A 26181-nucleotide genomic window follows, 5' to 3' on the forward strand; every position below is an offset into this window, starting at 1 on the left:
AGTACAAAATGTATAAAATTCTAGCTGGATTCGGGTCAATCGTACGTTCATTGTGGATGGTTTTTAGCCACGTGACACGTAAACGTGACACCATTTTATATCCAGAAGTACCGGGCGAACAAATTGCTCCGCCGCGTTATCGTGGTCGTATTGTTTTGACCCGTGACCCCGATGGCGAAGAGCGCTGTGTGGCATGTAACTTGTGCGCAGTGGCTTGTCCGGTGGGTTGTATTTCACTGCAAAAAGCTGAAAAAGAAGATGGTCGTTGGTATCCGGAGTTTTTCCGTATCAACTTCTCTCGCTGTATTTTCTGCGGCATGTGTGAAGAGGCCTGTCCAACCACGGCGATTCAAATGACCCCTGATTTTGAAATGGGTGAATATGTGCGTCAAGACTTGGTCTATGAGAAAGAAAACTTGCTTATCTCAGGACCGGGTAAATATCCTGACTATAATTTTTATCGTGTAGCCGGTATGGCCATTACAGGTAAAGACAAAGGTCAAGCACAGCATGAAAGTGCACCTATTGATGTACGGAGCTTATTACCATGATTTGGCCATTTTATTTGATGGCACTCGTGGCCATAGTCTCAACCATTCGCGTGGTGACGAACGCGAACCCTGTACATGCTTTGCTTAGCCTAATTGTTTCGTTGCTGGCCGTTTCGGGTATGTTCATGATTGTCGGTGCGCCGTTTGCCGGTGCGCTTGAAATTATTGTCTATGCCGGCGCGATCATGGTGCTGTTCGTGTTTGTGGTGATGATGCTGAATTTAGGTCAGCATACTGTTGATCAAGAACGTAAATGGCTCAGTTCATCAGCATGGGCTTATCCTGCGTTGATGAGCTTCCTGATGGGTTTGGTGTTGGTGTGGATGCTCGGTTCTGATTACACCACTGCCGGCCCAGTAATGGGAACGACCGTGATTGGTCCTAAAGCCGTTGGTCAAGCACTCTTTACTCACTATTTACTATTGGTTGAAGTTGCCGCGATGTTGTTACTTGCCGCTTTGGTGGGTGCATTTCATTTGGGTAAACGTGAGCCAAGTGCAGAGAAGGAAAAAGAATAATGGGCAACATCCCTTTAGAACATGGTTTGATCGTTGCAACCATTCTTTTTGCACTTGGTTTTTACGGTGTAATGGTGCGACGCAATCTTTTGTTTATGTTAATGAGCCTTGAAGTCATGATGAATGCTGCAGCACTGGCATTCGTTTTAGCGGGCAGTGCTTGGGTACAACCAGATGGGCAAATCATGTTCATCTTGATTTTAACTCTTGCCGCTGCTGAGGCATGTATTGGTTTGGCCATTGTGCTTCAGTTCTATCATCGCTTCCATCACTTGGATGTGGATGCGGCTAGTGAGATGCGCGGATGAGTTATTTATATTTAACAGTATTGTTTCCGCTCATTGGTTTCATCCTTTTAGCGGCGGGGCGTAATAAGCTGCCGGAAAATGTTGCTGCAATCATCGGTGTCGGTTCAGTCGGTTTATCGGCTTTATTTGCGCTGATTGCGGGTATGGGCTTTGTGGCCAATGGTTCGGTGGCTCAAGTTCAGCATTTGTGGACATGGTTTAATGTGGCCGGTCTTGCACCGGGCATGAGTCTACATTTAGATGGTTTATCCTTATTAATGTTGGGTATGGTGACCGGTGTTGGTTTCCTTATTCATATCTTTGCTGCATGGTATATGCGCGGTGAAGAAGACTTTGCGCGTTTCTTCTCGTATTTCAACCTCTTTGTGGCCAGCATGTTGTTGTTGGTTCTAGGCGATAACTTGGTGTTATTGTTCTTGGGTTGGGAAGGCGTAGGTCTGTGCTCATATCTGTTAATTGGTTATTACTATCAAAATCCAGACAATGGGTTTGCAGCTATTAAAGCATTTACCGTCACGCGTATTGGTGATGTGTTTTTACTAATTGCTTTATTCTTGTTGTATCAACAATTTGGCACCTTACATATTGCTACCATCGTTGAAAATGCACCGCAGGTCTTGGCCGGAAATCATTCACTGGCCATCTGGACTTCATTAATGTTGTTCTTGGGTGCAGCGGGTAAATCTGCACAAATTCCATTACAAACTTGGCTTGCCGATGCAATGGCAGGTCCAACGCCTGTTTCTGCATTGATCCATGCCGCAACGATGGTCACCGCAGGTGTTTACCTGTGCTGCCGTATGTTCAGCGTGTTTGAAATGACCCCTGAAGTGATGATGTTTATCTCCATCACGGGTGCAGTTACCTTGATTGTGGCCGGCTTTGCAGCCTTGGTACAAACGGACATTAAACGTATTTTGGCTTACTCAACCATGAGTCAGCTGGGGTATATGTTTATGGCAGTTGGTGCAGAAGCCTATCAAGCGGGTTTATTCCACATGCTTGCGCACGCATTCTTTAAGGCATTGTTGTTCTTATCGTCTGGTGCGGTCATTTTGGCTTATCATCACGAACAAAATATCTTCAAAATGGGTGGCTTGTTCAAACATAACAAATTCCTATTTGCTTGCTTCGCCATTGGTGGGGGAGCACTCGCTGCAATTCCATTCTTAACCATTGGTTTCTTCTCTAAAGATGCCATCTTGGGTGCGGTTTGGGCACAAGGTCAAACTGTCGCGCTCTATGGCAGCTTGTACTGGGTCGGTGTTGCAGGTGCATTCTTAACGTCTATTTATACTTTCCGTTTAATTTGGGTGGTATTTTTTGGCGAAGAAAAAACAGCATATCACGACATCAAAGGGGCCACGTATTGGTTGCCTTTGGCAGTCTTGGCGGTACTTTCCACGGGTTTAGCGTACTTCTTAAAAGCGCCAGTGGAAGGAATTTTAAATGCTGCACATATTCCAGCCTTTGTGATTCCTGAAGCGCTTGAAGCCGGTGTACACAGTGCAGAATATACCGCAGTGGGTATTGCATTGGTCGGTTTGGTGATTGGCGTTATTTTATTTGCCTTTGCTTACAATGCGGTTAAAGGCTTTGCGCAAGGTTCATTTGGCGCCGGTTTGGTGACTATCTGCCGCAACGCCTTTGGTTTTGATGCCTTGTATAACATCGTATTTGTGAAGCCATATTTATTTATCGCGAAATTATTGGGTCGTGATCCAATTGATAATTTGTGGTTAATGCTTCCTGCCATTGTTAAAGGTGGTCATAGCTTTACCAGCGCACGTCAAACAGGTTCATTGCGTGAATACGCATCAAGTATGTCACTGGGTGTTGTGGTGTTACTGATGATCTTGGTCGTGATTCAGGTCGTGGGGAAATAAGATGGAAATCACAAACAACTGGATTTTACCCGCACTCATCCTCGTACCGTTCATTGCCGGTTTTATTTGCTGGTTGGTTGATAAATTTGACCAGCATTTACCACGTTATATCGCGTTAATCGGTATGCTGGTAACCTTAGGTTTAACGGTTGCGTTGTGGCAGTCGGGTAGTTTTACGTATGAATTAGGCGCCAAAGTTCCAACTTGGTCAGCAGAATTCATGTTGCCTTGGATTCAAACCCTCGGTATTAACATTCACCTTGCGGTGGATGGTTTATCTTTACTGATGGTCGGCTTAACGGCATTACTGGGTGTACTTGCAGTCGGTTGTTCATGGGGCGAGATTCAAAAGAACGTGGGTTTCTTCCACCTCAACCTTTTATGGTCGTTGGGTGGGGTGATCGGGGTATTTCTAGCGATTGATTTGTTCTTGTTCTTCTTCTTCTGGGAGATGATGCTGGTTCCAATCTATTTCTTGATCGCTCTTTGGGGTCATAAAGGCGCAGATGGTAAATCTCGTGTCTATGCAGCCACTAAATTCTTCATCTATACTCAAGTTGCCGGCTTAATCATGCTGATCGGTATCTTAGGATTGGTGGTGTATGGCTACATGATGACCGGTATGATCGGATTTGATTACGGTTACTTATTGGGTGTAGCAAATACACTGGATGCACAACTCCCATCAGTGGCTTATGCCTTAATGCTGTGTATGTTTGTCGGTTTTGCAGTGAAACTTCCTGTATTTCCTTTGCATGGCTGGTTACCGGATGCACATGCGCAAGCACCCACCGCAGGTTCGGTGGATTTAGCCGGTATCTTAATTAAGACTGCAGCTTACGGTTTACTACGTTTTGTGATTCCATTTTTCCCAGCGGCATCTGCACAGTTTGCAGACATCGCAATTATTTTGGGTTTAATTGGTATCTTCTACGGCGCGTGGTGTGCTTTCCAGCAAACCGACATGAAACGTCTGCTTGCCTATACCTCTATTTCGCATATGGGTTTTGTCTTACTGGCGCTTTACGCCGGTAATCTTTTAACCTTCCAAGGCTTAATGATCATGATGTTGGCGCACGGTTTATCCTCTGCGGCTTTGTTCATTATGTGTGGTCAAGTGTATGAGCGTTTACATACCCGTGATTTGCGTCAAATGGGCGGTATTCGGGGTCAATTTAAATACCTGTCTTTCTTCTTAATGTTCTTTGTTGCTGCATTGGTCGGTATTCCGGGTCTAGGTAACTTTATTGGTGAATTCCTGATTTTAATCGGTTCATTTGCCAAGTTCCCAACCTTTACTATTTTGGCCGCTATCAGCTTAGTCTTTGCCGGTCTATATGGTTTAATCCTGATCCACAAAGCATTATTTGGTACGCCAAACGAAGCACAAAAACCGCACTATAACCATCCACTCAAAGACTTAAATGCACGTGAAGTGGTTATTTTACTGGTGTGTGCCTTTGGTCTACTGTGGCTTGGTATCTATCCACAAAGCTTCCTTGATATTTCCAATTCAAGCATGGCGTGGTTAGCAAATAGCTATATTCCAGTTCAAGAGACAGTTGATGTGCTGCAACAAGCCAGTACTCAACTTGAAAATGTGGAGATCCAATAAGCCATGAACTTCACAATGTCATTTTCCGAGCTTATGCCGTTAGCTCCTGTGATGATCGTGGCTTTAACTGCGATCCTCGTGATGATTTTGATTACCATTAAACGTAATCATAATTTAGTTGCCACTGTATCTGTGGTGGGCTTAAACCTCGCCGCGGCTTATATTTTATATGCCATGTTTGGTGGGGCGTTTGCACCCGCCAACGTGATGGGCATGTTTATGGTTGATCCATTTAGCATGCTCTATCAATTGGTGATTATTGTTGCAGCACTGGCATGCTGTACCTTGTCACATGCCTATATTGAAACCTACACCGATAACCGTGAAGAGCTGTATATCTTGATGTTGTCTTCGGTGGCCGGTGCCATGTTAATGGTGTCAAGTTCACACTATGCCTCTTTCTTCATTAGCCTTGAGCTGATGTCGATTCCGATTTATGGTCTGCTTGCGTATACCCATCAGCGTTCACAATCGTTAGAAGCCGGCGTTAAATATTTGGTTCTTTCCGCAACAGCATCTGCCATGTTGCTGATGGGGATGGCCTATATTTATGCCTATACCGGTTCATTGTCTTTTTATGACAACGTTCAAGCACTGATGCAAGCCATTCAACAACCGATGGTAATTCTAGGTTTAGGCCTGATTATCTGTGCGGTGGCCTTTAAATTGTCTTTGGCACCATTTCATAAATGGACTCCAGACGTTTATGCAGGTGCACCGGCTCCGATTGCAACGTTCCTTGCCACAGTGGCAAAAGTTGCCACCATTGGTTTGTTCGTTCGTTATTTACTGACCTCTGGCGCAATCTTGATTGATTCGATTGTGACCATTTTGACCATTATTGCGGTACTTTCCATCTTGGTGGGTAACTTCCTTGCGGTGCGTCAAGTCAACTTAAAACGTATTTTAGGTTACTCCTCTATCGCACACTTTGGTTACTTGTTGATTGGTCTAATCAGCATGACTTATGCCAGCTTAGGTAACGTATCGGTCTATGTGATTACTTATGTACTCACCACAATTGGTGCCTTTGGTGTGGTGGCGTTAATGTCGAGTCCCTATAACAATACGGATGAAGCGCAAAGTTTGGCGGACTATCGTGGTTTGTTCTGGCGTCGTCCAGTGCTCACTGCGGCGTTAACCGTGATGATGTTATCACTGGCCGGTATTCCAATGACGGCAGGCTTTATTGGTAAGTTCTTGGTGGTGATGGCTGCGGTAACAACACAGCATTGGTTCTTGGCTGCCATGATTGTGGTGGGTTCAGGGATTGGTCTGTACTATTACTTGCGTGTCATGGTCGTGATGTATATGACACCACCGGATACCCCACGTATTGATGCCGATAAACATTGGGGTCAAAAAGTCGGTGGTATTATGGTGTTGGCTGCGGCTCTAGCGGTATTGGTGATCGGGGTTTATCCAGATCCAATTATTAAGCTGGCGCTACAAGCAGAAATTATGTCACCACTACATTTCATGCTATCTCAACAGTAATGTTCATAAATTAGTACTATTAACAAAAAAGCCCCCATAGATTGGGGGCTTTTTTACGCCTGAAGGATAAAAAGCACTTATAATAGTGCAAATTTTTATCTACTTTTTAGGTACTCTCCCGTGGCTATTCATGAAATTCGTCATCCACTCATTCAACATAAACTTGGTTTACTGCGCCGTGCAGACATCAGTACAAAAAACTTTCGTGAACTTGCACAAGAAGTCACCATGCTACTGACCTATGAAGCGACCAAAGACTTACCGATGGTCGATCATGAATTAGATGGTTGGAATGGCAAAGTAACGGTACAGCGTATTGCAGGTAAAAAAATTACAGTGGTGCCTATTCTACGTGCCGGTATTGGCATGTTGGATGGTTTTCTGAATCTTATTCCAAGTGCCAAAGTATCGGTTTTGGGTTTAGAGCGTGATGAAGAAACCCTAGAAGCGCGAACTTATTACAAAAAATTAGTGCCAGATGTACAAAATCGTATTGCTATGATTATTGATCCAATGTTGGCCACCGGCTCATCATTAGTCGCCGCCATTGATGTGCTTAAAGCCAGTGGCTGTAAAGATATACGGGTCATGGTTTTGGTGGCTGCGCCTGAAGGCATCAAGCGCGTACAAACGGCTCATCCAGAAGTGACTATTTTTACTGCATCGATAGATCAAGGTCTCAATGCAAATGGCTATATCGTGCCGGGTTTAGGCGATGCCGGCGATAAAATCTTTGGGTCAGTGCAAAAAGATTAATCTGTTTGCTTAAGCATGAAAAAAAGAGGCATACCGCCTCTTTTTTTATATACTACGACTATAGTATTTATAAAATAGGATCACGTTCATGAAACTAGCATTTCAATTTGGAAAAATTATTAAATATAATTCAGAGAAAGGGTTTGGTTTTATTTCCTCAGCAGGCGAAGATATTTTTTTTCATATCTCAGATTATCCTGTCACAGAAGGCGAGCCTCAAGTTGATGATAAAGTAAAATTCGTGATTGTAGAGAATGATGGTAAGCCCAAAGCCAGTCGTATTGAACGCTTAGATCCTAATCCTGCAAAAACCAAAAAAGCACAAATAAACGCGCATAACAATTCGATTGCTTCAAGCTTGTTATCCGGTTTGCGACGCTGATTGCTTGGTGGGTGTAAGCGCTGTATGTCTCAGTGTGGACTTTAATGGCCAAGTCGATCAACCTGTCAACCTCAACAGGCGCGAATGAATCTTGAAAAAGTTTAAAAATAGAGGCGTAATGCCTCTATTTTTATTAGAATGCAAAGATAATATAAATTAAAAGAGTGAGTTATGTTTGTTGAGGGGAAAATAAAAAGCTATATCACGGATCGTGGTTTTGGCTTTATTTCAATTGCCGGTGAAACAAAGGATTTATTCTTTCATATCCGTGATTTACCAAATAAGAACGTTGAACCTAAAATAGGTGAGCAGTTAAAGTTTCAGATTGTAGAAGACAACGGTAAATTAAAAGCTGAGCATATTATTCGTTTAGATCTAAAACCCGATACGCTTCGATACAGCGATGCACCAGCATCGACGCGCTTAAGTCGCAATGCTTCACCGCGCTTTAATGAACGCAGCCGTAAAGGACTGGTTTTTACTGTTCTAGGCTGTATCGTGATTGCCATTTTAGCCATGTTGGTCTATCAAAAATATCAGCATTATCGGCAGACTCAGCACCTTAAAACCCAGCAATTGATGGAGCAGCAAGCACATATTGTTGATCAGCAACGTAAAGCGTTGGGTGATTTACCGGATCGCGTATTATCCAAACAGGCTGAGCAGCGTTTGAATCTTCCGGATAGTTCATCTTTTAATAACAACGTTGTTCCGGCTACCCGCAGTAGCGTAGCGCAAGTAAGTGCACAATTTAAATGTGATGGCAGACAGCATTGTAGTCAAATGGGTTCATATGAAGAAGCTGTATTTTTCTTAAGAAACTGTCCAAGCACAAAAATGGATGGTGATAATGATGGAATTCCTTGTGAAGACCAGTTTGGTCGACACTAAAATATAGTCATAAAAAAGCGCCTTAGAAAGGCGCTTTTTTAATGTTCAGCATATTACTGAGAGCAAAATTCAATAAAAGCCTTTAGCCCCGGTCCTTGGTATTTTTGTCGATGTGCCAACATAAATAAAGGTCGGGTCAGTTGCCAAAATGGCGTTTCAATAATCACCAATTGGCCTTTTTCAAGTAAAGGTGCAATTGCCAGTTTGGAAATACAGGAAATACCAATACCGCCCGCGACAATTTTTAAAATGGCTTCATTATGACCCAAGGTCAGACGAATATGCGCATCGGGTAAATCTTTTAAAATGGCATGATCAAACACTTCGCGTGTGCCTGAACCTTCTTCACGTAAAATCCATTCAGCGTGGTCGAAATCTTTGGTTGTTACCACACGATTCAATTGCGCCAGTGGGTGATCGGGCGCACAGCACACGGCTAACTCATCATCGCGCCAATGAATACACTGCAATTGGGGTAAATGACATGAACCTTCTATTAATGCCAAGTCCAGTTGAAATTGATTAACGGCTTCAATCATCTGCCGTGTATTGCCGACTTGTAACTGTAAGCGCGCTTGGGGTTGAATGTGTAAAAAATCGGCCATTAAATCGGGGATTAAATAATCACTAATGGTTAAGGTTGCACCTAAACGTAAGTCGATGCTTTGTAATTCGCCTTTGGCGGCTTGCTCAAAGGTGTCACAGCGGCCCAAAATTTCTAAAGCTTGTGGCAGTAGAAAGCGGCCTAAATCATTCAATTGAAGGCGTTTGCCTAAACGGTCAAATAAAGGCGTCCCTAAACCATCTTCTAAGTCTGCTAAAGCCATACTTGCAGCACTTTGCGTGAGTTTCACTGCATCGCTGGCTTTGGTTACCGTACCTTCTTGAGCCACTGCTACAAAAACAGCCAACTGGCGTAAAGTCATGCGCATGAATAAAGCCTTAACATTTAAAAAATATTCATAAATTATGCGGTCATGCTACCATGAGCACAGTCTTTCATGCCACGTTGAAATCATGTCAATTGAAAAATATAGCTTAGAAAAAGTTTTATCTATACAGCCTTGGACCGATACTTTATTCAGTTTCACCATGACGCGACCTGCACATTTTAAATTTACCGCGGGTCAATTTGCCCGTATTGGATTAAAAGTCGGCGATGAATTGGTGGTTCGAGCTTATTCTGTGGTGTCATCACCGTTTGATGAAACCTTGGAATTCTTTTCAATTGTGGTGCCTGATGGTGCATTTACTTCCAATTTGCAGCATTTACGCATTGGGGATGAGCTGTATTTAGAAAAAATTCCGTATGGCTTTTTAACACTGGCACGTTATCAATTGCCTTTGCCCAAAGATTTATGGTTGTTGGCAACTGGCACAGGCTTGGCGCCTTTTTTATCCATGCTGCAAGACTTTGAAACATGGAGTAAGTATCAACATATCCACTTGGTTTACAGTGTCAGAACAGCATCTGAGTTGGCGTATGTTGAACGTATTCAAGAGATGGCTGAGACTTTTGGTGAAGGGCATAGTGGCTTTAAGTTTGTGCCGATTATCACCCGTGAGCCAAATGCAGTGCTCCACCAGCGCTTACCGCAATTGATTGAAAATGGTGAGTTGGAGCAATTTGTGGGCTTACAATTCAATCCTGAAAGCACACATGTGATGCTGTGTGGTAATCCAGAGATGGTGGAAGAAACCAAAGAAGCTTTAAAAGCACGTGGCTTAAGCATGAATCGTCGTGGTGAAGGCAATATTGCAGTCGAAAATTATTGGTAATATAGCGAAAAGTTAAAGTCTAAAAAGCTATGCAAGCAATCCATTGCTTTAATGCACAAACATATCAATATATTCACGGATTTCTTGAATGGCCGTTTCGACATCGCCAGTCAGCCATGTCGGTTCAAATAAACCAGCATAGTGTTCAATTCGCTCTTGCGGAACCACCAAGCGAATAGGGCAGTCTTCTTCCAATAAACGCCATGGAATAATCGGCACTTCATTGTCCAAAAAAGGCACAATATTACGAATATCAATCACCATAGCATCGATACATTCAGGAAAAGGCATCACCGACAGTTCTTCAGTACGGCGACGAAAATATTCCAGATCACCCCATTTAAGGATATGACTTGGCTTATTAAATTCAATAATGCCAATGAGATGTTCATCACGTGTGTAATGCAAGCCACATTGATGCGTGACATCAGTGTCTAAATCGAGCGTTACAGATTGCTGACGATACGCCATAAAATTAAGCAGCATGAAAAACGAGGTGCATAATTATAGCTCATTTTGCGTTTTTCAGCACCTACAGCCAAACAGCGGTTTATTTAAGTTAAATTTTAAAAATAAAATCTTGAGTGGATGCGAAAAGCGACTCAATTGATTTTTGGCTGACTCTAAAAATAGCATCTATATACAACAAGCTATATTAAGAGACAAAAATATCATCTGCCCGATGTGCTGCATCGTATCCTTTTAGTTCAAATGCTATTCCAAGCAAGACATAAAAATATCAGCATGATTGCGGCTATATCTAGACCACAATTTGTTGAAAGTGTGTGCATGGCGTATCTACCCATTTATGTCGCATCTGCTGTGTTGCTTAAAAAGTTTACATGTATTCACCATGTCACTATGCTTCTATACACAACCGTTTATTAGGCATTGTTACTATCAGAAGATGAAAACTAGATAAAAAAGAGGTCACTATGCCACATGATTTTAATAAACCGCCTCATGTTACTAGCCCAGAACATAAAGCACAAAAAAAACGTTTACCGGTTTATATCTTACTTCTCATCGGTATTTTCTTTATAGCAGTACTGGCTTATATGTTTGCAGATAATAAACCAAGTGCCAAAGATGCACCGCCAGATCATCCAAATCCGAACGCTCAGCCTGCCACGCCCAATAACAGCACCACAGGCACGCCAGGAGATGAAGCAACGGCAACGGATACCACCACGGCCACAGCAAAAGACAATTAATCTTGCTTAAGTGATAAAGATATAACCAGCATATGTTCGATGATTGCTTTATCGCCGTTTTCTTAGCTGGCGATAAAGCGCTTTTTAAAAGATCGGTCGACACTCCCGCAAATTTTACATTCATATCAGCTAGTGGGTTATGGCCCTTCTTTGGACTTATTTTTTCCTATGACAGAATCGGTGATTAGCCATTAGGCCGAGTGCATTGATTCTATTGAAATTGAATCAAGACTGAAGCGTGAGTCCGCAGATGTTTACCCTTTGCAATCTAATGTGCGGTTTTGTTGTAATTATGATGGTGGGTGTTGAATAAAAAACACGCAAATTCTAATGTGGTTTCTAGTTAGATTCGCTTTGTCAGCTTAAGGATTAAGTGACTGAAAATAATAGTGCGCTTCCTATGCAGTAGAACTTTAATAAGTAATAACAAGAGGACGTCATAATATGAATGAATATTTTTCTGGAGGCCCTAGAGGTGGGGAACTTGATGCCATGTATTATTGGAATCAATTTCATCCAATCCTAGCTGCTGTCGCTATATTATTGATTGGCTGGATTGTTGCACTCATCATTGCAGCAGGCATTAAAAAACTTTTAGAAAAACTTGGAACCAATAAACATCTTTCAGGTGCAACTGGACATCGTTCAAATGTTGAAAGCATTGTCTCGCGTGTGGTCTTTTGGTTAGTGATGATTATGGCGGTGATCGGTGCATTGAATGTGCTGAATCTAACCAGTGTCAGTGGCCCATTTAGCAATATGCTTCAACAGTTCTTATTGTTTATTCCACAACTTTTAGCCGCAGTCGCTGTTGGATTTGTCGGTTGGATTGTGGCAAATTTGGTCAAGGTTGGGCTACAAAAATTGCTTGATCGCACTCAAATGGATGAGAAGCTAAGTGCCGATGTCGGTGTCAGTCCAATCAGTCAAAATATCAGTGATATTGTTTATTGGTTGATTTTGTTGTTATTTCTTCCAATTGTTTTGTCTATTTTAGGTCTAAATGGACTGTTGTATCCAATCCAAAATATGTTGAATGAAGTCATTTCATTCTTACCTAATATCTTTATTGCGGGTGTGATTGTTTTTGTCGGTTATATCTTGGCAAAAATTGTACGCGGTATTGTAGAAGGTTTGGTGCGCGGTTTAAATTTACAACATGAAGCACAAAAAATAGGCTTCTTGAAAAACTCGAATTTACCGCAAATGCTCGGTTCATTTGTTTTCGCCATCATTATTATTACCACGTTAATTGTGGCATTTGATGCGTTAGGAATTAATGCAATTTCACAACCCGCGACCGCGATGTTGTATGAAATTATGAATGCCATTCCGCATATTATTGCCGCTGCACTAATTCTGATCTTGGCGTATGTGGTGTCACGTTTTGTGGCCAACTTGGTGGTTGATGTGTTGTCAGGCACAGGTATTGATGAAATACCGGCCAAAATGGATGCACAGCGTTTTTTAGGTACCACCAAAGTCTCTTGCATTATTGGCTACATGATCGTTTTCTTTACCATGTTGTTTGCGGTATCCGAAGCTGCAAACCGACTGGGCTTTGAGCAGGTCAGTGGTCTGATTTCGATGTTCATTCAGTTCGGTGCCAATATTCTCCTCGGCGCTGTGATCTTGATGATTGGTTTTTGGCTGGCCAACTTGGTCGCCAAAGTGATTGGGCGCGGTGAATATAACAGTTCACGCTGGTTGGCCAATTTGGTACGTATCTTAATTATTGGTTTGGTTATTGCCATGGGTTTACGTGCCATGGGTATTGCCGACTCGATCGTAAATCTTGCCTTTGGTTTAACCTTAGGTTCAGTTGCTGTAGCATTCGCCTTGGCCTTTGGTTTAGGGGGTCGTCAACCCGCCGAGCAAGTGCTGAACGATTTAATTGATAAGTGCAAAAAGGATGCGAAAGAGCCAAATCCTTTGCATGAAGACGGTTCAGATTTGATGACGAAAATGCAGGGTGCCGATTCTATTTCTGCCCATGCAGCGCAGGCATTTACTGAGCATGCAACGCCTACGCCAAATCCTTCCGATAATTCATCGACTGATTTCCAGATGAACAGTGGTGCGCCTTCCATACAAACCGAATTGTCTGATCCGACATTGGCCGGTTTAACCACTGCACCGCAAAATGAAAAAACTTTGCCAGACTCGGTACAAGTGGATCCACAGCAATCGGCGAGCAGCAATCCGTTTGGATCAACCGGTGAGTCAGAACCTAATGTTGATCTTGATAGTGAGCACGGCAATCATCCTTTGATTCCTAAGGATCACGATTAATAATCCATTCAATTAAGATCAATCGATCACAGTCATGTGGTCGATTTTTTCATTTTATCTAAGAGTGGAATTTAATATGTCAAAAAAACAGCCCAATAATTTTCTTGCACCTTTTGTGATTGCCGGAATTACCGCCGGATTTTTTATCAGTGCATATAGATTTGTCTTTGCGAAACCAATCGAAAAATCACGTCAAAAAGAATCTGATAATTCAGAAAATCAAACTGCACATACAGAAGTGCAAAAAGACTGAATAAAGAGTCGTGCTTTTTGATTTTTTATGCTATCCATGAAGTACTATTTCATAAACTACAAACATTTAGATAAATGTATTGAAATAGATATAAAGCATACTTAGATCAATGAAGAGTAATAATAAAGGGGACAAATCATGTTCATTCAGCAACTTTTAAAGTCATTTTCGCGCCGTTTAAATACGCATACAGCATCTTATTCAGCAGTGGCAAGCAGTAAAATGGAACTCACCATCGTACGCTTGCAACAGGCCAAACAAGTCGATTTATTGCGTACCGACTATTTAGAATAATTTAGCTTAAGTTAAACATATTGCGATGCGGCATGTGCCGAGGCCCATGCCCATTGAAAATTATAGCCGCCTAAATGCCCAGAGACATCTAAAATTTCACCGACAAAATATAAGCCTTTTTGCTTTTTACTTTCCATAGTCTTTGATGAGACTTCGGTGGTATCAACACCGCCTAAAGTCACTTCCGCAGTACGATAACCTTCGGTTCCTGAAGGTTTAACTTCAAAATGATGTAAACGATTGGCGATAGATTCTAGTTTATCATCACTTAAATTGCCGATTGCTATTTCAGCCGATTCTAACCACATTAGATTTTGTAGCTCTAGCACCACACTTTTGGGTAAATGCTCACTGAGTAAAGTGCGTAGTAGAACTTTGGGCTGACTGGCTTTTTTGGCTTTAAACAATTGTAGCAGCTCAATATAAGGCAAGAAGTTAATATTAAAGCGCTGACCAACATCCCAATAGTTAGACAATTGCAGTGAACTGGGTCCACTTAAGCCGCGATGGGTAAACAATAAGGCTTCAGTGAAGCTATTTAAGTCATTGGATAAGGTCGCATCAACAGCATTGCCACTTAAGCGCGTGGTGACTTCTTTGAATTGGTCTGAAAAGGTAAACGGCACCAAGCCGGCACGCGTTTGATGGATATGGTGACCAAATTGCTTGGCAATCTCATAACCAATACCTGAACCGCCTAAGGTTGGAACAGATAAACCACCACTGGCCACCACCACCGACTCAGCCTGAAAATAGCCACTTGAACTGGCCACTTGAAAGTTTGAGCTGTTCAGCAGAGTAACGCCTTTAACTTCACAAGCGCTTTTAATCTCCACTAAACCAGTTTTATCACACTCTGTCAGCAGCATGGCTAGAATTTCTTTTGCGCCATTTAGGGTAAACAGTTGTCCATGTTTACGTTCTTCATAAGCAATACCATGTGTGCAGACCAAGGCAATAAAGTCCCAGTTGCTATAGCGCGTTAATGCTGAAATGACAAAGTGCGGATTGTGGGAAATAAAGTGTTCAGGTTCCACCTCTAAATTGGTGAAATTACACTTACCGCCACCGGACATGAGAATTTTCTTACCCACTTTATTGGCTTTTTCTAAAACCAACACTTTACGGCCACGTTGCGCTGCCATATAGGCGGTCATTAAACCCGATGCACCTGCACCTAAAACAATGACATCATATTGATTTGTAGACATGCGCAACTCACGGGAGATAAAGCCGGCATTATAGCCAGTTTTGCTGCATATTTCAGAGATGCGGTCAGAATTTTTAACTCTACAGTGGGTTGGTCAATGCGGCACATCAGCTGCAATAATCAACAAAAATCAAAGCCTAGTCGCTGTAACATTTCTTTACGTTACTGTGATGAGTGTGGTGTAAAAAGCCAAAACATCCACGTGGTTATTAAAAATAACTATATTTATCAATATATTGGTGTTGGGTGGTAAAGCGTATTCATTTAAGCTATAGACTGTTAAATTTCTAGTAGGGGCTGGAAATGAGTAAAAAAATTATAGCTTTGGCCGTCAGTTCAGTATTGCTTTTAAGTGCATGTGGCGGCGGTGGAGATTCAAGCGACACAACAGGACAAACTACACCTCAGAAACCTGATGTCGATAATAGTCAAAACCAACAACCCAATCCTGATCAAAAACCTGAGCCGGCACCGGTTCCAGAACAAAATAAATTGCTTCAGGAGTTACGTTCGGCCGATGCTGCAACTGCAATTAAGAAAGAGCAGTTTGCTTTAGACAGTTGGAACCCAAGCGCATTGGCTGCTAGTAATGGCATTCTGTATATCGCCAATGATGGTGGAAAAGCCAATATTTTACGTTATGACTTAACGACTAAAAAATCACTGCCTGCGATCCAAGCAGAAAATATCAGTCGTATAGGCGCAGCATGGAACCGCTTAACCGACATCAGTATCTATAAAGATCGTTTATATACCACATCCTTGTCATCCAATCGGGTGGATATTTTTGATGTTGCCAGTGGTGAACCGCAATTGGTGATGTCATTGGGCACCGGTTCATGGTCAGGTGATCAAGAGAGTTTTGCAATTGTGCATGCACTTTCTGTTGCCGCAAATGATAACTATGTTTTTGTAGCAGATACGCACAATCGGATTAATGTCTGGAAACAGAGTGATGTGCTGGCAGACAATCATTTAAAAGCCAAAAAACACGCCCGCTTGTCTTTACCCAATTGCGGTAGTATTGACTGTGCGGTACGTTTAGAGGCAGTTGGTGATTTACTGTATGCCAGTTTCAACAATGGACAAGTCTACACGTATGACGTATCGACTGTGCAGCAAGGTGCAACTGGAAATACAATCTCACCTTTAAAACAGACCAATCCGGGTATTAATATTTTTAATACTGCAGATGATGGGCTGTTTTATGCATCACGTAATAATGGATATGTTGATAGTTTAGATCCAGCAAAATTAAAAACTGCGCCTAACTTTTTACCAGCAGCCGTGGATCGTTTTAATCAGTATCGTGTCGAGGGCAGTAGCAGTGATTTAACGCTCACCAAAGCCACCGATATGATTGTGAGCCAAAATCAAATTTTCCATTTAAGCAGTGGTCAGGTTACGGTATTACCCGTACAAAAGATTAAACAATATCAATCAAATAGTGTCGGTAGTGTGACCCAATTGCAGCAAAGTGCGGCAATCAGCCAAAACTATATGTTACAAGATGGCGAAAGTTGGGATACCTTAACCAATCGTAATTTACGTTATTTTAAAGTGGCTGGAATTTTATCTGCATCTGTTGAAAAAAATAATATCTTGGTTCAGAGCTTTAGTGCTGCACCGATTAGCGATTTAGACATCCAAGCGAAATTAAAAAATTCGAATCAATGGTTTACTTTAGCGCATCTAGATCAACTGAAAGCATTTAGCCAAACTAAGTTTAGTTTAGCCATCAGTGATGACAACCGTTTTCCTTTGGTGGATGGTACAGGCTCAATTAAACTGGAAGGCTTAAATCAATTTCAGCAGTTTTCTAGTGATTTATTTGATATTAGAATCACCTCTAAGACCGATAAACTGGTACAAAAGCTCGCGACCATTAAGCCGAAGTGGGGCATCTCTTTTGGTAAATATACGCCAGCAGATGGAGAGTGGCAAAAAATTAATCCAGTCTATGCGCGTGAATGGGTCATTATGATGACCAATTTTGCTTACTTGGTCAGTAGCCCTGAATTTGAACATGTTTGGTTTAATCAGAAAAAAGTCATCGGCAGTGATTTTTTTGGTAATGCAGGTCCAGTCGTCGCAAATGGTGGTTTTTTTACTCCTGAGCAATATATCGAGTATTTTGACAAGATCATGAACCGTGGTGATATTCGCTTAGGCATTACCACCATTGGTGGCGGTTTAGGGGGTGGAGATATACTCGGGATTGATCACTGGTATTTTTATTCGCATTATTTTAATGCTGATATTGGAGTGATTGGACATGAATTTGGTCATCATTTTGGCAGCCATGATAGTGCTTGGTCAAACTATTCGGTGGGTATGCAAGCCATCACCTTACAATTGCATCAATATTTCCAGCGTAAACAACAGCTACCGTATATGGACCCAGAGTTGAATAAATTCCATAAGGCACCGAAGGATCAACTTTATAATAGTATTGTAGAAAATATGCGTGTGCCACGTCCTGCAAAAGATGTGAATAATGTCGAAAGATACTTTTCTCAAAACCCGCTGTAATTAACTAGCCGAATCTATACGCCAACATTTGTCTAAGCAGATGTTGGTTCTTTTTTGCTGATTGATTGACTGTGATTTGGATCAAGACTGGCTAAACGCCCCTGTAAGCCGCCGCTATGAATCACCAAAATTCGACATCCTGCCGTAAAATATCCGTGTTGAATTAGATCAAAAATGCCATACAACATTTTTCCGGTATAAACCTGTTCAATAGGAATCGAAAAATCCTGTTCAAATTTTTGAATGAAGTGCAACAGTTCAGGTGAGGTTTTGGCATAGCCGCCAAAGCAATAATCATCAATAATGTTCCAATTGCTTTTTGTCGTCTGCTTTGCCACCTCAATATTCAAAAAATTTCCTTTTAACGCAGAAAAACCTAAAACCATTTGCTGATCTGAACTGGCTTCAATTAGTCCGGAAATGGTGCCACCTGTGCCGACTGCGCAGCAGATCACATCATAGTTTTTCAAATCATCAGCGCTTAAAATTTCGGCACAGCCTTGAACGGCCAAGCTATTGCTGCCACCTTCGGGAATAATGTAATGCTCAGGAAATTGCTGTTTGAGTTGCGCCAAAAAATCAGCTTGCTGCTTTTGCCGATACTGTGCACGCGGCACAAACCGTAACTGCATACCGAATTGCTGCGCCGTGTTTAAGGTGGCATTTAAGGTTTTATATTGCAGCTCTTCACCGCGGATGATCCCGACACTGTTGAAGCCGCAGAGCTTCGCTGCATAGGCCGTTGCCGCAATATGATTGGAATATGCACCGCCAAAGGTCAGCACTTTATTGAGGCCTTGCTGCTGTGCCGCGGCAAAATTATATTTTAATTTATAAAACTTATTGCCTGAAATAGACGGATGGATTTGATCCAAACGTTTTACGGTTACGCTGCATGTGGCTTGAGCGTGCAACTTCACATTTAACCACTGATACGCAATAGACGCTGCAGATCGATTAAATAATTCAGCGATATTCATGCATGAACGCTCATATACAAAAGTTAGATCTCATCAAAAAATAGCCTTATTTAGCTGTGGCAGCGGTGTCTACCGAAGTGACCACCGACATTCCCGGACGCAAGCGTTCAACGGCTTTTTGTTTAGGGTCAATGGTGATGCGAACCGCAATACGTTGTACCACTTTGGTGAAATTGCCTGTGGCGTTATCGGCTTTAATCACACTAAACTCTGAACCTGTTGCAGGGGCAATCTGTTCAACTCGACCGCTAAATTTTTGCTTACCCAATGCATCCACGGTAAAGGTGGCCGGTTGCCCAATCTGCATATTGGCAATTTGAGTTTCTTTAAAGTTGGCAATTAACCATGTTTTTTGTGGGATTAAATATAAAAGTTGTGAACCTGCCGCGACATACTGTCCAATACGAGGCGTCACTTCACCCAATTGTCCATCCATCGGCGCAATAATACTGCTGTAATTTTTGGTGGTTTGCGCCTGATCTAATTGTGCTTGTGCATTGTTCACTTGTGCTTTTAAGCCTGTTTCGGCCACTTGCGCCGTTTTCAGCGCTTGCTCAGCGACTTGTACATTGGCTTCTGCTTGTTTCATTAAAGCCAAGTTATTTTTTACATCAGCTGCAATTTGATCTTGTTCTATTTTTGAGGTTGCACCACTGTTGCCCAATTGTTGATAGCGCGCTAAAAGTTGTAGCGACAGTTGATACTGTGCGTTGGCTTGTTCCACTTTGGCCTGCGCCGCAGCGATATCAGCTTGGCGCTGCGCTATGGTCTGACTTTGGTTGGCTAAACTATTTTTAGCTTGATCGACTGAAGATGCGGCTTGGGTAACTTTTTGATCATAAGTGGTGGCATCAATATGCATTAAGGTTTGACCTTTTTTTACATAATCAAAGTCTTTAACCAAAACGTCAGCCACATAACCATTTAACTGTGAGGATAAAATAGTGGTCTGACCACGGATATAACTGTTATCCGTTTGCTCTACTGGCGTATTAAACGGACCAATCCGCCACGCCCACATAATGATGCTAATGCCCAGCAACAGCACCAATAGCATCCACCATAAAGTCGACTTTTTGGTCACAATCAGTTTACTAGAAGGGGGTTCTGTGGCTGTGGTTGAGCCTTCATCTGGTTCATTTTGTGCATTCAGTGCGGGCGCGGTATTGGCTTCAATTGTTGGCTGTGCTTCTGTTGTCTCTGCTGGAGAATGTTGAGGGTGCACCGTATTTTGCTGATTACGCTGATCAGGGTTGCTGTCATTTTGATTTAAAGGTGGGCTACTTTTATCTTCACTTGGATGTTGATCTTTTGGCATTATGTATCCTCGGCGAATGCTGTTAAATGGGAGAGTAAAAAACTAGACAATCTGCTTACGACTGCGCCATTTTGAGCGGGTAATATTGAAGGCTCCCCACATCAATAGAAAAATAGCAAAAACACCATTTAAAGCAATGACATCATTATAGGCACGCACTTGCGCCTCACGGCTAATCACTTGGTTAAGCGTTTTAAGCTCTTGGTTTTGCTGTAATACGGGATCCGTGGTGCTACTGGCAGCACTTTTTTGATACAGTGCCAGTCGCTGTGCCACTTGTGGATTGGTGGGATTCAATTGACTGATCAATTCGCTGCGATAAACTTGACTACGATGCTGCTGATACGTGGAAAAGAATGAGCCGCCCAACAGGCCACCAAAGGTCTGTGTTGCAGAAAATAGCACCGCAAATGTCACCATATGGGTTGGGCCTTGTTGTAGCACATTGACAATGCCGACCAACAATAATGGGCCAATAAACATGCCGCCGGCAAACCCCACCAAAAATTGACTGGCAAAGAAGTCCGAAGGGCGCACGTCACTGGTCAGGTTATAATCAAGTCCACAAGCAATCAGAATTAATAATTCTGCAAACAACAAATGTAAAATAATCACTTCTTTAGAAAAGGTGACCGCGCTAAACACAGTCCCAGCGGCAATACCGCAGAAAATTACCGTGTATAGCGGTACAAATTGATCGGGGCCCATGCCCATGACTTTTAAAAAATTGACGGCTGCATAACTTTGTTCGGACATTAAAAAGCGTAATGCCAATGCCCCAAAAATAAACTGCAAGGTTGATGCTGTGCCCAGCCAGCGCGTCATAATCAGGGGATTGACGCGGTAATGCTCATACACCAAACCGATGACCACCAACGTAAAACCACCGATAAGCGCATAGGCCAGTTCAGGGGCATCTAACCACCATAAAATAGGCCCTTGTGCCAACACAAAACACAACAAAGCAAAACCGGGCGCTAACAGTAAAAAGGTAAAGAAATCTTGCTTTTCAAATACCTGTATACGCATGCTGCGTGGCAGTTTAAGCGAGACCACCATGGCCAGACAACACAGTGCCAAGCCCAATTCAAAGGTATACAGTACAGCCCAATCATTAACGTTCACCAACGCAGGAGAAATGACCCATGCCAGTGGCAAACCCAGCTGTTGAAAGCCCAAACCTAAATATAAGCCTTTGGCCATATCCGCACGTTTAAAAGCCTGCATAATGTAATATAAGCCAAGCGAACCTAATGGGGCTGCGGTTAAGCCACTAATAAAACGGACAAACAATGCCATTTCATAGTTACGGACCACCAAATGTAAAAGCAGTACCGCAATAAAAATAATTAAACCAATTTCTGAAAAAATTCTTAAGCCAAATTGTTGTCTGGCTTTAAACATCACCAAATTTGAGCTGACATTGGCCATCACGTATACAGCAGGAATCCATGCCGCTTCTAATGGCGTTAAGCTATATTCACCCTGAATCGCCGGTAAATTGGCGGTAATAAAGCCATTACTCAGCCCAGCCGACAGCGCGATAAATAAGCCAATAAAGAAATATAAAAAACGCTTTGCGGGCGAATGTAAAATTGCAGCCGGTGAGCCGGGTAGAGTAGGTTTCTCTTCCTCTGTCCAATCTGGAACGGGCTCGAGGAAACGCGGTTCTTTTGCCATGATGCCGATCCATGTAGCCCGAATTTGAGGTGATTATAAAACAAATTTTCTGTGTGCTAATAGTCATTGCTGTGTAGCAAAGGTTAACTTGATCAGCCGTTAAGCAGATGATAGGCATATCTTTATATCTGCCTCAGCCCATATCGCCATTTGATGAAATAGTTATCAGTGAGGGTCTTTAGCTATTTTTTATATGCCGGATATACAATTAAACTGACATGTTAGGCTGAATATCTTTCACTTGTGCTGTGATGTAGTACAAATAAACTGAATCGATATTACATTTTTAGTTTGTAATAATTTTTTAAATAATTGAATTTTAATATTAAATATAAAAATGAAAAGGCGCACTCTCTGCTAAGCTAAACACTACAACAAGAATGAAAGCAAGGAGCAGAGAATGAAAAAATCATTGAGCCCTTTATTGCTGATTTTACTGCTCTTCCTGAGTGCCTGTGAGTTGAAAAACAATCCACCCACACCCAAAACTCAACTGCGCACTATGATTATTGGTGGTATGCCAGTACATGAACACGATTATCGGCTTGCTTTGCAGCTCGCTGACGACGACACAGTCAGCCGATAACCATAGACATCTTATTCAATTCTTAAATCAGAAGTGTAGCTTAGTCAAGATCGACTGGATTAAGAATTAAAAGTCAGGGCTAATTTTTTACTTTTAAATATAGGGAAAATAAAACAAGCCGAGTAATTGTTAGTGAAAACACGTAGAATTGCTGAACAAATTTTCTTGATTATTTAAGGTCATTGTATTGGAATCGTTGTGGATATTGGGCTCAATTACCTTGGCCTTGATGTTGGGCGCCATCAGTCCCGGGCCTACTTTTATTTATGTGGCTAAAAACTCAATTGCGATTTCACGTCAACATGGTCTATTTACCGCATTAGGCACGGGTACAGGCGCGGCTTTATTTGGCTTATTGGCCGTCTTGGGCTTGCAGGCGGTTCTCTTGGCCGTGCCATCAGCCTATTTAATGCTTAAAATTTGCGGTGGAATTTATTTGTTATGGTTGGCCTTTAAAATTATTAAACATGCCAAAGCACCGATGGATTCAATGGATGATGGGGTTCAGCCCATGAGCTATAAACAGGCTTATCGTTTGGGATTAATTACCCAGATGAGTAATCCTAAAATTGCGATTATTTTGGCCAGTATTTTTACGGCACTGTTGCCCAAAGAAATTCCTGCTTATTTTTATGTGGTTTTACCCATTTTATGTTTCTTTATTGACGCCGGTTGGTATTCGCTGGTTGCCGTGGCATTGTCTGCTGAAGGGCCACGTAAAGTCTATTTGAAATTTAAAGCTATTTTCGATCGCATTGCCGGTGGGGTAATGACTTTACTCGGTTTAAAACTGATCTTTGGAATGAAGTAGTTCTTTAAAATTCCTAAATTTAAATCCCAAGTGCGACATATTTGTAGTCAGTTGAAAATAAAAAAGACAAAATAAAAGGCCGACGATTCGAGTGATGTTAAAATCGTCGGCCTGAAAATGTGTTGCAAGTCTGAGTTTGGGCTGCTGTTCCGTACTCAGACTTGAAAACAAGTGTTGCTTTAGAATCAGTTCACCGAAAATATTGTGGATGCCGGTACAAATTAACGGGTTTATGAACCTTGTACTCTATATAACGTCGACCTTTTTAAATTGGTTGACAAGAAAATGAAAAAAAATTCATTTTTTTCTATACTGCTGCTCTTATTCTTCTTTTTGTAGGTCTAATGTGTCGTTAAATCGCTATTTTTTATGGTTTTTTATATTTTGTTTTATTTTTACCTGTATCTGCGGGGTAATTGCGGCTTTATTGCCGGTCGGTATGGGCAGTATTTTAACCATCGTGCCTTATTTAGCGGCCATGGTCTTGGTGCTGTATAAATTTTTAAAACAACAGCAGCGTGCGCCCAGTCAAACAGAACGCAAAAAAATCACCTTGGGCTTTACACTGATTTTTTGGGGCTATAACTTGGCCTTTTTACTGCTCGGTGTCTGGATTTTTGCCCGAACTGATCCTACGCTGTGGCAAAATTTTCTGCTGTATATTCAAAATCCACAATTTATGAGTGTGGTGTTGATCATGTTGTTATTGATTGCCATCCCGCTGTATGTACTCACCTATTGGTTTTATGGCAAACAAGCCCAGCGCATGGCCGATAAAATGTTTCGTTAATCTGTACGCGGCTAGGCTTGAGTTTTGTGTTGACCTGATCTATAGATAGAATCTATAAAGCAAACGAGCGCTGCGCATGCAAAAATTAAAAGTCTTGATCACCGGTGCCAGCGGGTTTATTGGTTCGCATCTTATCCCGTATTTATTGGCACGCAATTATGCAGTCATTGGCTTAACGCGGCAAAATAACAAAGCATCTGCGCATGCCGATTTAAGCTGGATTACACAGTTAAACCAGCTGAAAACCAATCAAATTGATTATGTGATTAATTTGGCCGGTGAAAATATTGGCAAAAAGCGCTGGAGCAAAAAAAGAAAGCAGCAATTAATTGCCAGTCGAGTAGACAGCACCAACGAATTATATCGCTACTTAGAAAAACAGCATATTCAACCTAAATGTATTATTTCAGGTTCTGCGGTGGGTTATTACGGTATTGACCCAACTGAACAATGGGCCACACCCTGTACAGAACAGGCGGTACCACAGGCAATTTTTATGTCTGAGCTGTGTCAATTGTGGGAGCACGCGGCACGTAATTTTGCCTCACAGCACACCAAGATTGTGCGTTTAGGCGTGGTCTTTGCCAACGATGGCGGTATTTTGCCGCAAATGTTATTGCCGATTAAAATGAATTTGGTTGGTAAAATTGGCCACGGTCGACAACCGGTGGTGTGGGTACATATACACGATGTACTGCGCGCATTGGAGTTTCTGCTGTTAAATGAGACGAAACAGAATACTTTTAATTTGGTTGCGCCAGAGCAGACTTCGCAAGCGCAGTTTGCGGCTACAGCAGCGCAGATTTTAAAGCGTAAACCGCTGCTGAGCTTGCCGGCATGTGTGCTGCGCGGTATGTTGGGTGAACAGTCGCAGTTGGTTTTAAATGGTCAATATGTGCAATCCAAAGCCTTAGTCGAGGCAGGCTTTGAGTTTAACTATCCAAGCTTAGAACAAGCCTTACAGGATATTTTAACTGTGCGCTAAACCTATTGGATTTAAGCGCGTACTGCTATATGCCGCAGGGTCGATGAAGGTCGGTTGTTGCAAGATCAGTTGTCTTAATAAACGTGCTGAGGCGGGACCCATACACAGACCATTACGGAAATGGCCAAAATTGGCCCACAGATTGTCAAGCTCTGGTATTTTCCCAATATAGGGCACACCGGTGGGGGAGCTGGGTCTTAATCCGGCCCATTGTTTCACAATTGGAAAGCTTGCCAATTCAGGCACCATTTCCAAACATGCACTTAAAATATTTTGCTCGGTGGCTTTATGCACAGTGGTATCAAAACCACAATTTTGCATGCTCGAACCGCAGACCACATGGCCATCAACGCGTGGGATTAAATACATAACCTTATTCATGCACATGCTAGGCAACCAATGTTGCGGTGTTTTAAACAACAGCATTTGCCCATGTACCGGCTGAACGGGAATATCGAGCTGTAATTGTTCCGCCCAATGCCGCGACCAAGCGCCTGTACTGAGTACAAAATGCTCAGCAAAATAACGAGTATTATTTTCGCTTTGAATCGATTGCACAGCACCGTTGCCAAGATTGAACTGCTTGATGGGACAATGCTCAAAGAACTGCACACGCGGATGTTGTTTTAAATAAGCGCTAATCGATTGCAGTAAGCGTGGATTACGAATATTGGCAATCTGTGAAAAATAAAGAGCCTGCTGAAATTTTGCATTGATCCGCGGATTAACCTGCTGAAGTTGCGCTTGCGACAAAGACTCGCAGTGTTGCATGGGTTGTTGAAATTGCTGCGCGTACTTTAAGCCCTGTTCAAAATCAGACTCATCAAAAATCAATAAACCACTTTCATGGATTTCAAAATCAATGCCTGAAATGGGTTTTAATTTTTCATTCCACTGCTTATACAGTGCCTTGCCATGTTGCGCCAATTGATTGACTGCATCTGGATAGCGCCATGGATACATCGGCGAGAGAATTCCACCACCGGCCCAAGATGCGGCTTGACCGGCTTGTTGTTGATCAAAAATGCTGATCGAACATCCTTGTTCTAGTAG

At 42.2% G+C, this 26181-nt stretch carries 26 protein-coding genes; 19 read left to right on the forward strand and 7 right to left on the reverse strand.

The window, feature by feature from the left end; genetic code table 11:
* The first annotated feature begins 8 nt into the window (after window positions 1-8).
* From nuoI to SE27_RS04765, 9 genes are all read left to right on the forward strand, one after another.
* Window positions 9-551, forward strand: a complete 543-nt coding sequence (gene nuoI / locus SE27_RS04725) for an NADH-quinone oxidoreductase subunit NuoI (RefSeq protein ID WP_039621328.1) — start codon at window positions 9-11, stop codon at window positions 549-551.
* A complete protein-coding gene (gene nuoJ, locus SE27_RS04730) occupies window positions 548-1069 on the forward strand; it encodes an NADH-quinone oxidoreductase subunit J (RefSeq protein ID WP_039621330.1) in 522 nt (173 codons plus the stop codon). The genes nuoI and nuoJ overlap by 4 nt, the downstream gene beginning before the upstream one ends.
* A complete protein-coding gene (nuoK, locus tag SE27_RS04735) occupies window positions 1069-1377 on the forward strand; it encodes an NADH-quinone oxidoreductase subunit NuoK (protein WP_039621332.1) in 309 nt (102 codons plus the stop codon). Before nuoJ ends, nuoK begins: the two co-directional genes overlap by 1 nt.
* Window positions 1374-3263, forward strand: a complete 1890-nt coding sequence (gene nuoL / locus SE27_RS04740) for an NADH-quinone oxidoreductase subunit L (protein WP_039621335.1) — start codon at window positions 1374-1376, stop codon at window positions 3261-3263. Before nuoK ends, nuoL begins: the two co-directional genes overlap by 4 nt.
* A gap of 7 nt (window positions 3264-3270) precedes the next feature.
* Complete coding sequence (nuoM, locus tag SE27_RS04745) at window positions 3271-4878, forward strand: NADH-quinone oxidoreductase subunit M (RefSeq protein ID WP_171160737.1); 1608 nt, start codon at window positions 3271-3273, stop codon at window positions 4876-4878.
* Between the two features lie 3 nt (window positions 4879-4881).
* Complete coding sequence (gene nuoN / locus SE27_RS04750) at window positions 4882-6375, forward strand: NADH-quinone oxidoreductase subunit NuoN (protein WP_039621338.1); 1494 nt, start codon at window positions 4882-4884, stop codon at window positions 6373-6375.
* Window positions 6376-6495: 120 nt separating this feature from the next.
* A complete protein-coding gene (upp, locus tag SE27_RS04755; protein ID WP_039621339.1) occupies window positions 6496-7131 on the forward strand; it encodes a uracil phosphoribosyltransferase in 636 nt (211 codons plus the stop codon).
* An 88-nt stretch (window positions 7132-7219) separates the two neighbouring features.
* Window positions 7220-7513 (forward strand): cold shock domain-containing protein, encoded by a 294-nt coding sequence (locus SE27_RS04760; RefSeq protein WP_039621341.1) that lies wholly within the window; start codon window positions 7220-7222, stop codon window positions 7511-7513.
* Window positions 7514-7684: 171 nt separating this feature from the next.
* Window positions 7685-8404 (forward strand): cold shock domain-containing protein, encoded by a 720-nt coding sequence (locus SE27_RS04765; RefSeq protein ID WP_039621343.1) that lies wholly within the window; start codon window positions 7685-7687, stop codon window positions 8402-8404.
* Window positions 8405-8457: 53 nt separating this feature from the next.
* Here the strand turns inward: SE27_RS04765 and gigC are convergent, their stop codons facing one another.
* On the reverse strand, window positions 8458-9336 hold the full coding sequence (gigC, locus tag SE27_RS04770) for a LysR family transcriptional regulator GigC (RefSeq protein ID WP_039621345.1): 879 nt from the start codon (window positions 9334-9336) through the stop codon (window positions 8458-8460).
* An 85-nt stretch (window positions 9337-9421) separates the two neighbouring features.
* Between gigC and SE27_RS04775 the strand changes: the two genes are divergently transcribed.
* Entirely contained in the window at window positions 9422-10183 is a 762-nt protein-coding gene (locus tag SE27_RS04775; protein ID WP_039621347.1) for a ferredoxin--NADP reductase, read from the forward strand.
* 48 nt (window positions 10184-10231) lie between these two features.
* Here SE27_RS04775 and SE27_RS04780 read toward each other — a convergent pair whose 3' ends face one another.
* Window positions 10232-10654 (reverse strand): hypothetical protein, encoded by a 423-nt coding sequence (locus SE27_RS04780; protein WP_039623805.1) that lies wholly within the window; start codon window positions 10652-10654, stop codon window positions 10232-10234.
* Window positions 10655-11118: 464 nt separating this feature from the next.
* Between SE27_RS04780 and SE27_RS04785 the strand changes: the two genes are divergently transcribed.
* From SE27_RS04785 to SE27_RS13920, 4 genes are all read left to right on the forward strand, one after another.
* On the forward strand, window positions 11119-11397 hold the full coding sequence (locus tag SE27_RS04785; RefSeq protein WP_039621349.1) for a hypothetical protein: 279 nt from the start codon (window positions 11119-11121) through the stop codon (window positions 11395-11397).
* A 444-nt stretch (window positions 11398-11841) separates the two neighbouring features.
* Window positions 11842-13689, forward strand: a complete 1848-nt coding sequence (locus SE27_RS04790) for a mechanosensitive ion channel (RefSeq protein WP_052251704.1) — start codon at window positions 11842-11844, stop codon at window positions 13687-13689.
* Between the two features lie 76 nt (window positions 13690-13765).
* Window positions 13766-13942: a hypothetical protein gene (locus tag SE27_RS13970; protein ID WP_171160657.1), complete on the forward strand. Its 177-nt coding sequence runs from the start codon at window positions 13766-13768 to the stop codon at window positions 13940-13942.
* A gap of 138 nt (window positions 13943-14080) precedes the next feature.
* Window positions 14081-14236: a hypothetical protein gene (locus tag SE27_RS13920; RefSeq protein WP_158319089.1), complete on the forward strand. Its 156-nt coding sequence runs from the start codon at window positions 14081-14083 to the stop codon at window positions 14234-14236.
* Between the two features lie 11 nt (window positions 14237-14247).
* On the opposite strand, the gene SE27_RS04795 is transcribed toward SE27_RS13920, so the two are convergent.
* Window positions 14248-15447 carry a BaiN/RdsA family NAD(P)/FAD-dependent oxidoreductase gene (locus tag SE27_RS04795; RefSeq protein WP_039621352.1) on the reverse strand — a complete coding sequence of 400 codons (1200 nt, stop codon included), beginning with the start codon at window positions 15445-15447 and terminating at the stop codon, window positions 14248-14250.
* Between the two features lie 302 nt (window positions 15448-15749).
* On the opposite strand from SE27_RS04795, the gene SE27_RS14130 reads away from it, so the two are divergent.
* Entirely contained in the window at window positions 15750-17978 is a 2229-nt protein-coding gene (locus tag SE27_RS14130) for an LVIVD repeat-containing protein (protein WP_039621354.1), read from the forward strand.
* Between the two features lie 32 nt (window positions 17979-18010).
* On the opposite strand, the gene SE27_RS04805 is transcribed toward SE27_RS14130, so the two are convergent.
* Genes SE27_RS04805 through SE27_RS04815 form a run of 3 tightly spaced genes read right to left on the reverse strand, consistent with a single transcriptional unit; the run spans window position 18011 to window position 21956 of the window.
* Window positions 18011-18958 (reverse strand): 1-aminocyclopropane-1-carboxylate deaminase/D-cysteine desulfhydrase, encoded by a 948-nt coding sequence (locus SE27_RS04805; RefSeq protein ID WP_052251705.1) that lies wholly within the window; start codon window positions 18956-18958, stop codon window positions 18011-18013.
* A 46-nt stretch (window positions 18959-19004) separates the two neighbouring features.
* The gene (locus tag SE27_RS04810) at window positions 19005-20276 is read right to left on the reverse strand and encodes an HlyD family secretion protein (protein WP_081406876.1); all 1272 of its coding nucleotides are present in this window, start codon (window positions 20274-20276) and stop codon (window positions 19005-19007) included.
* A 42-nt stretch (window positions 20277-20318) separates the two neighbouring features.
* Complete coding sequence (locus SE27_RS04815; RefSeq protein WP_039621355.1) at window positions 20319-21956, reverse strand: MFS transporter; 1638 nt, start codon at window positions 21954-21956, stop codon at window positions 20319-20321.
* A 400-nt stretch (window positions 21957-22356) separates the two neighbouring features.
* Here SE27_RS04815 and SE27_RS04820 point away from each other — a divergent pair, with 400 nt between their 5' ends.
* The 4 genes from SE27_RS04820 to SE27_RS04835 all read left to right on the forward strand — a co-directional run bounded on the left by SE27_RS04820 (window position 22357) and on the right by SE27_RS04835 (window position 25128).
* Complete coding sequence (locus SE27_RS04820) at window positions 22357-22542, forward strand: NF038215 family lipoprotein (RefSeq protein WP_039621357.1); 186 nt, start codon at window positions 22357-22359, stop codon at window positions 22540-22542.
* 187 nt (window positions 22543-22729) lie between these two features.
* Window positions 22730-23353: a LysE family translocator gene (locus tag SE27_RS04825; protein WP_039621359.1), complete on the forward strand. Its 624-nt coding sequence runs from the start codon at window positions 22730-22732 to the stop codon at window positions 23351-23353.
* 346 nt (window positions 23354-23699) lie between these two features.
* A complete protein-coding gene (locus SE27_RS04830; protein WP_039621361.1) occupies window positions 23700-24143 on the forward strand; it encodes an ABZJ_00895 family protein in 444 nt (147 codons plus the stop codon).
* Window positions 24144-24219: 76 nt separating this feature from the next.
* Entirely contained in the window at window positions 24220-25128 is a 909-nt protein-coding gene (locus tag SE27_RS04835; RefSeq protein ID WP_039621363.1) for a TIGR01777 family oxidoreductase, read from the forward strand.
* Here SE27_RS04835 and SE27_RS04840 read toward each other — a convergent pair.
* The coding region (locus tag SE27_RS04840) for an NAD(P)/FAD-dependent oxidoreductase (RefSeq protein ID WP_455549966.1) at window positions 25114-26181 on the reverse strand (1068 nt) is incomplete at its 5' end. The genes SE27_RS04835 and SE27_RS04840 overlap by 15 nt on opposite strands.

Source organism: Acinetobacter harbinensis, from assembly GCF_000816495.1.
GTDB classification, from domain to species: Bacteria; Pseudomonadota; Gammaproteobacteria; order Pseudomonadales; family Moraxellaceae; genus Acinetobacter; species Acinetobacter harbinensis.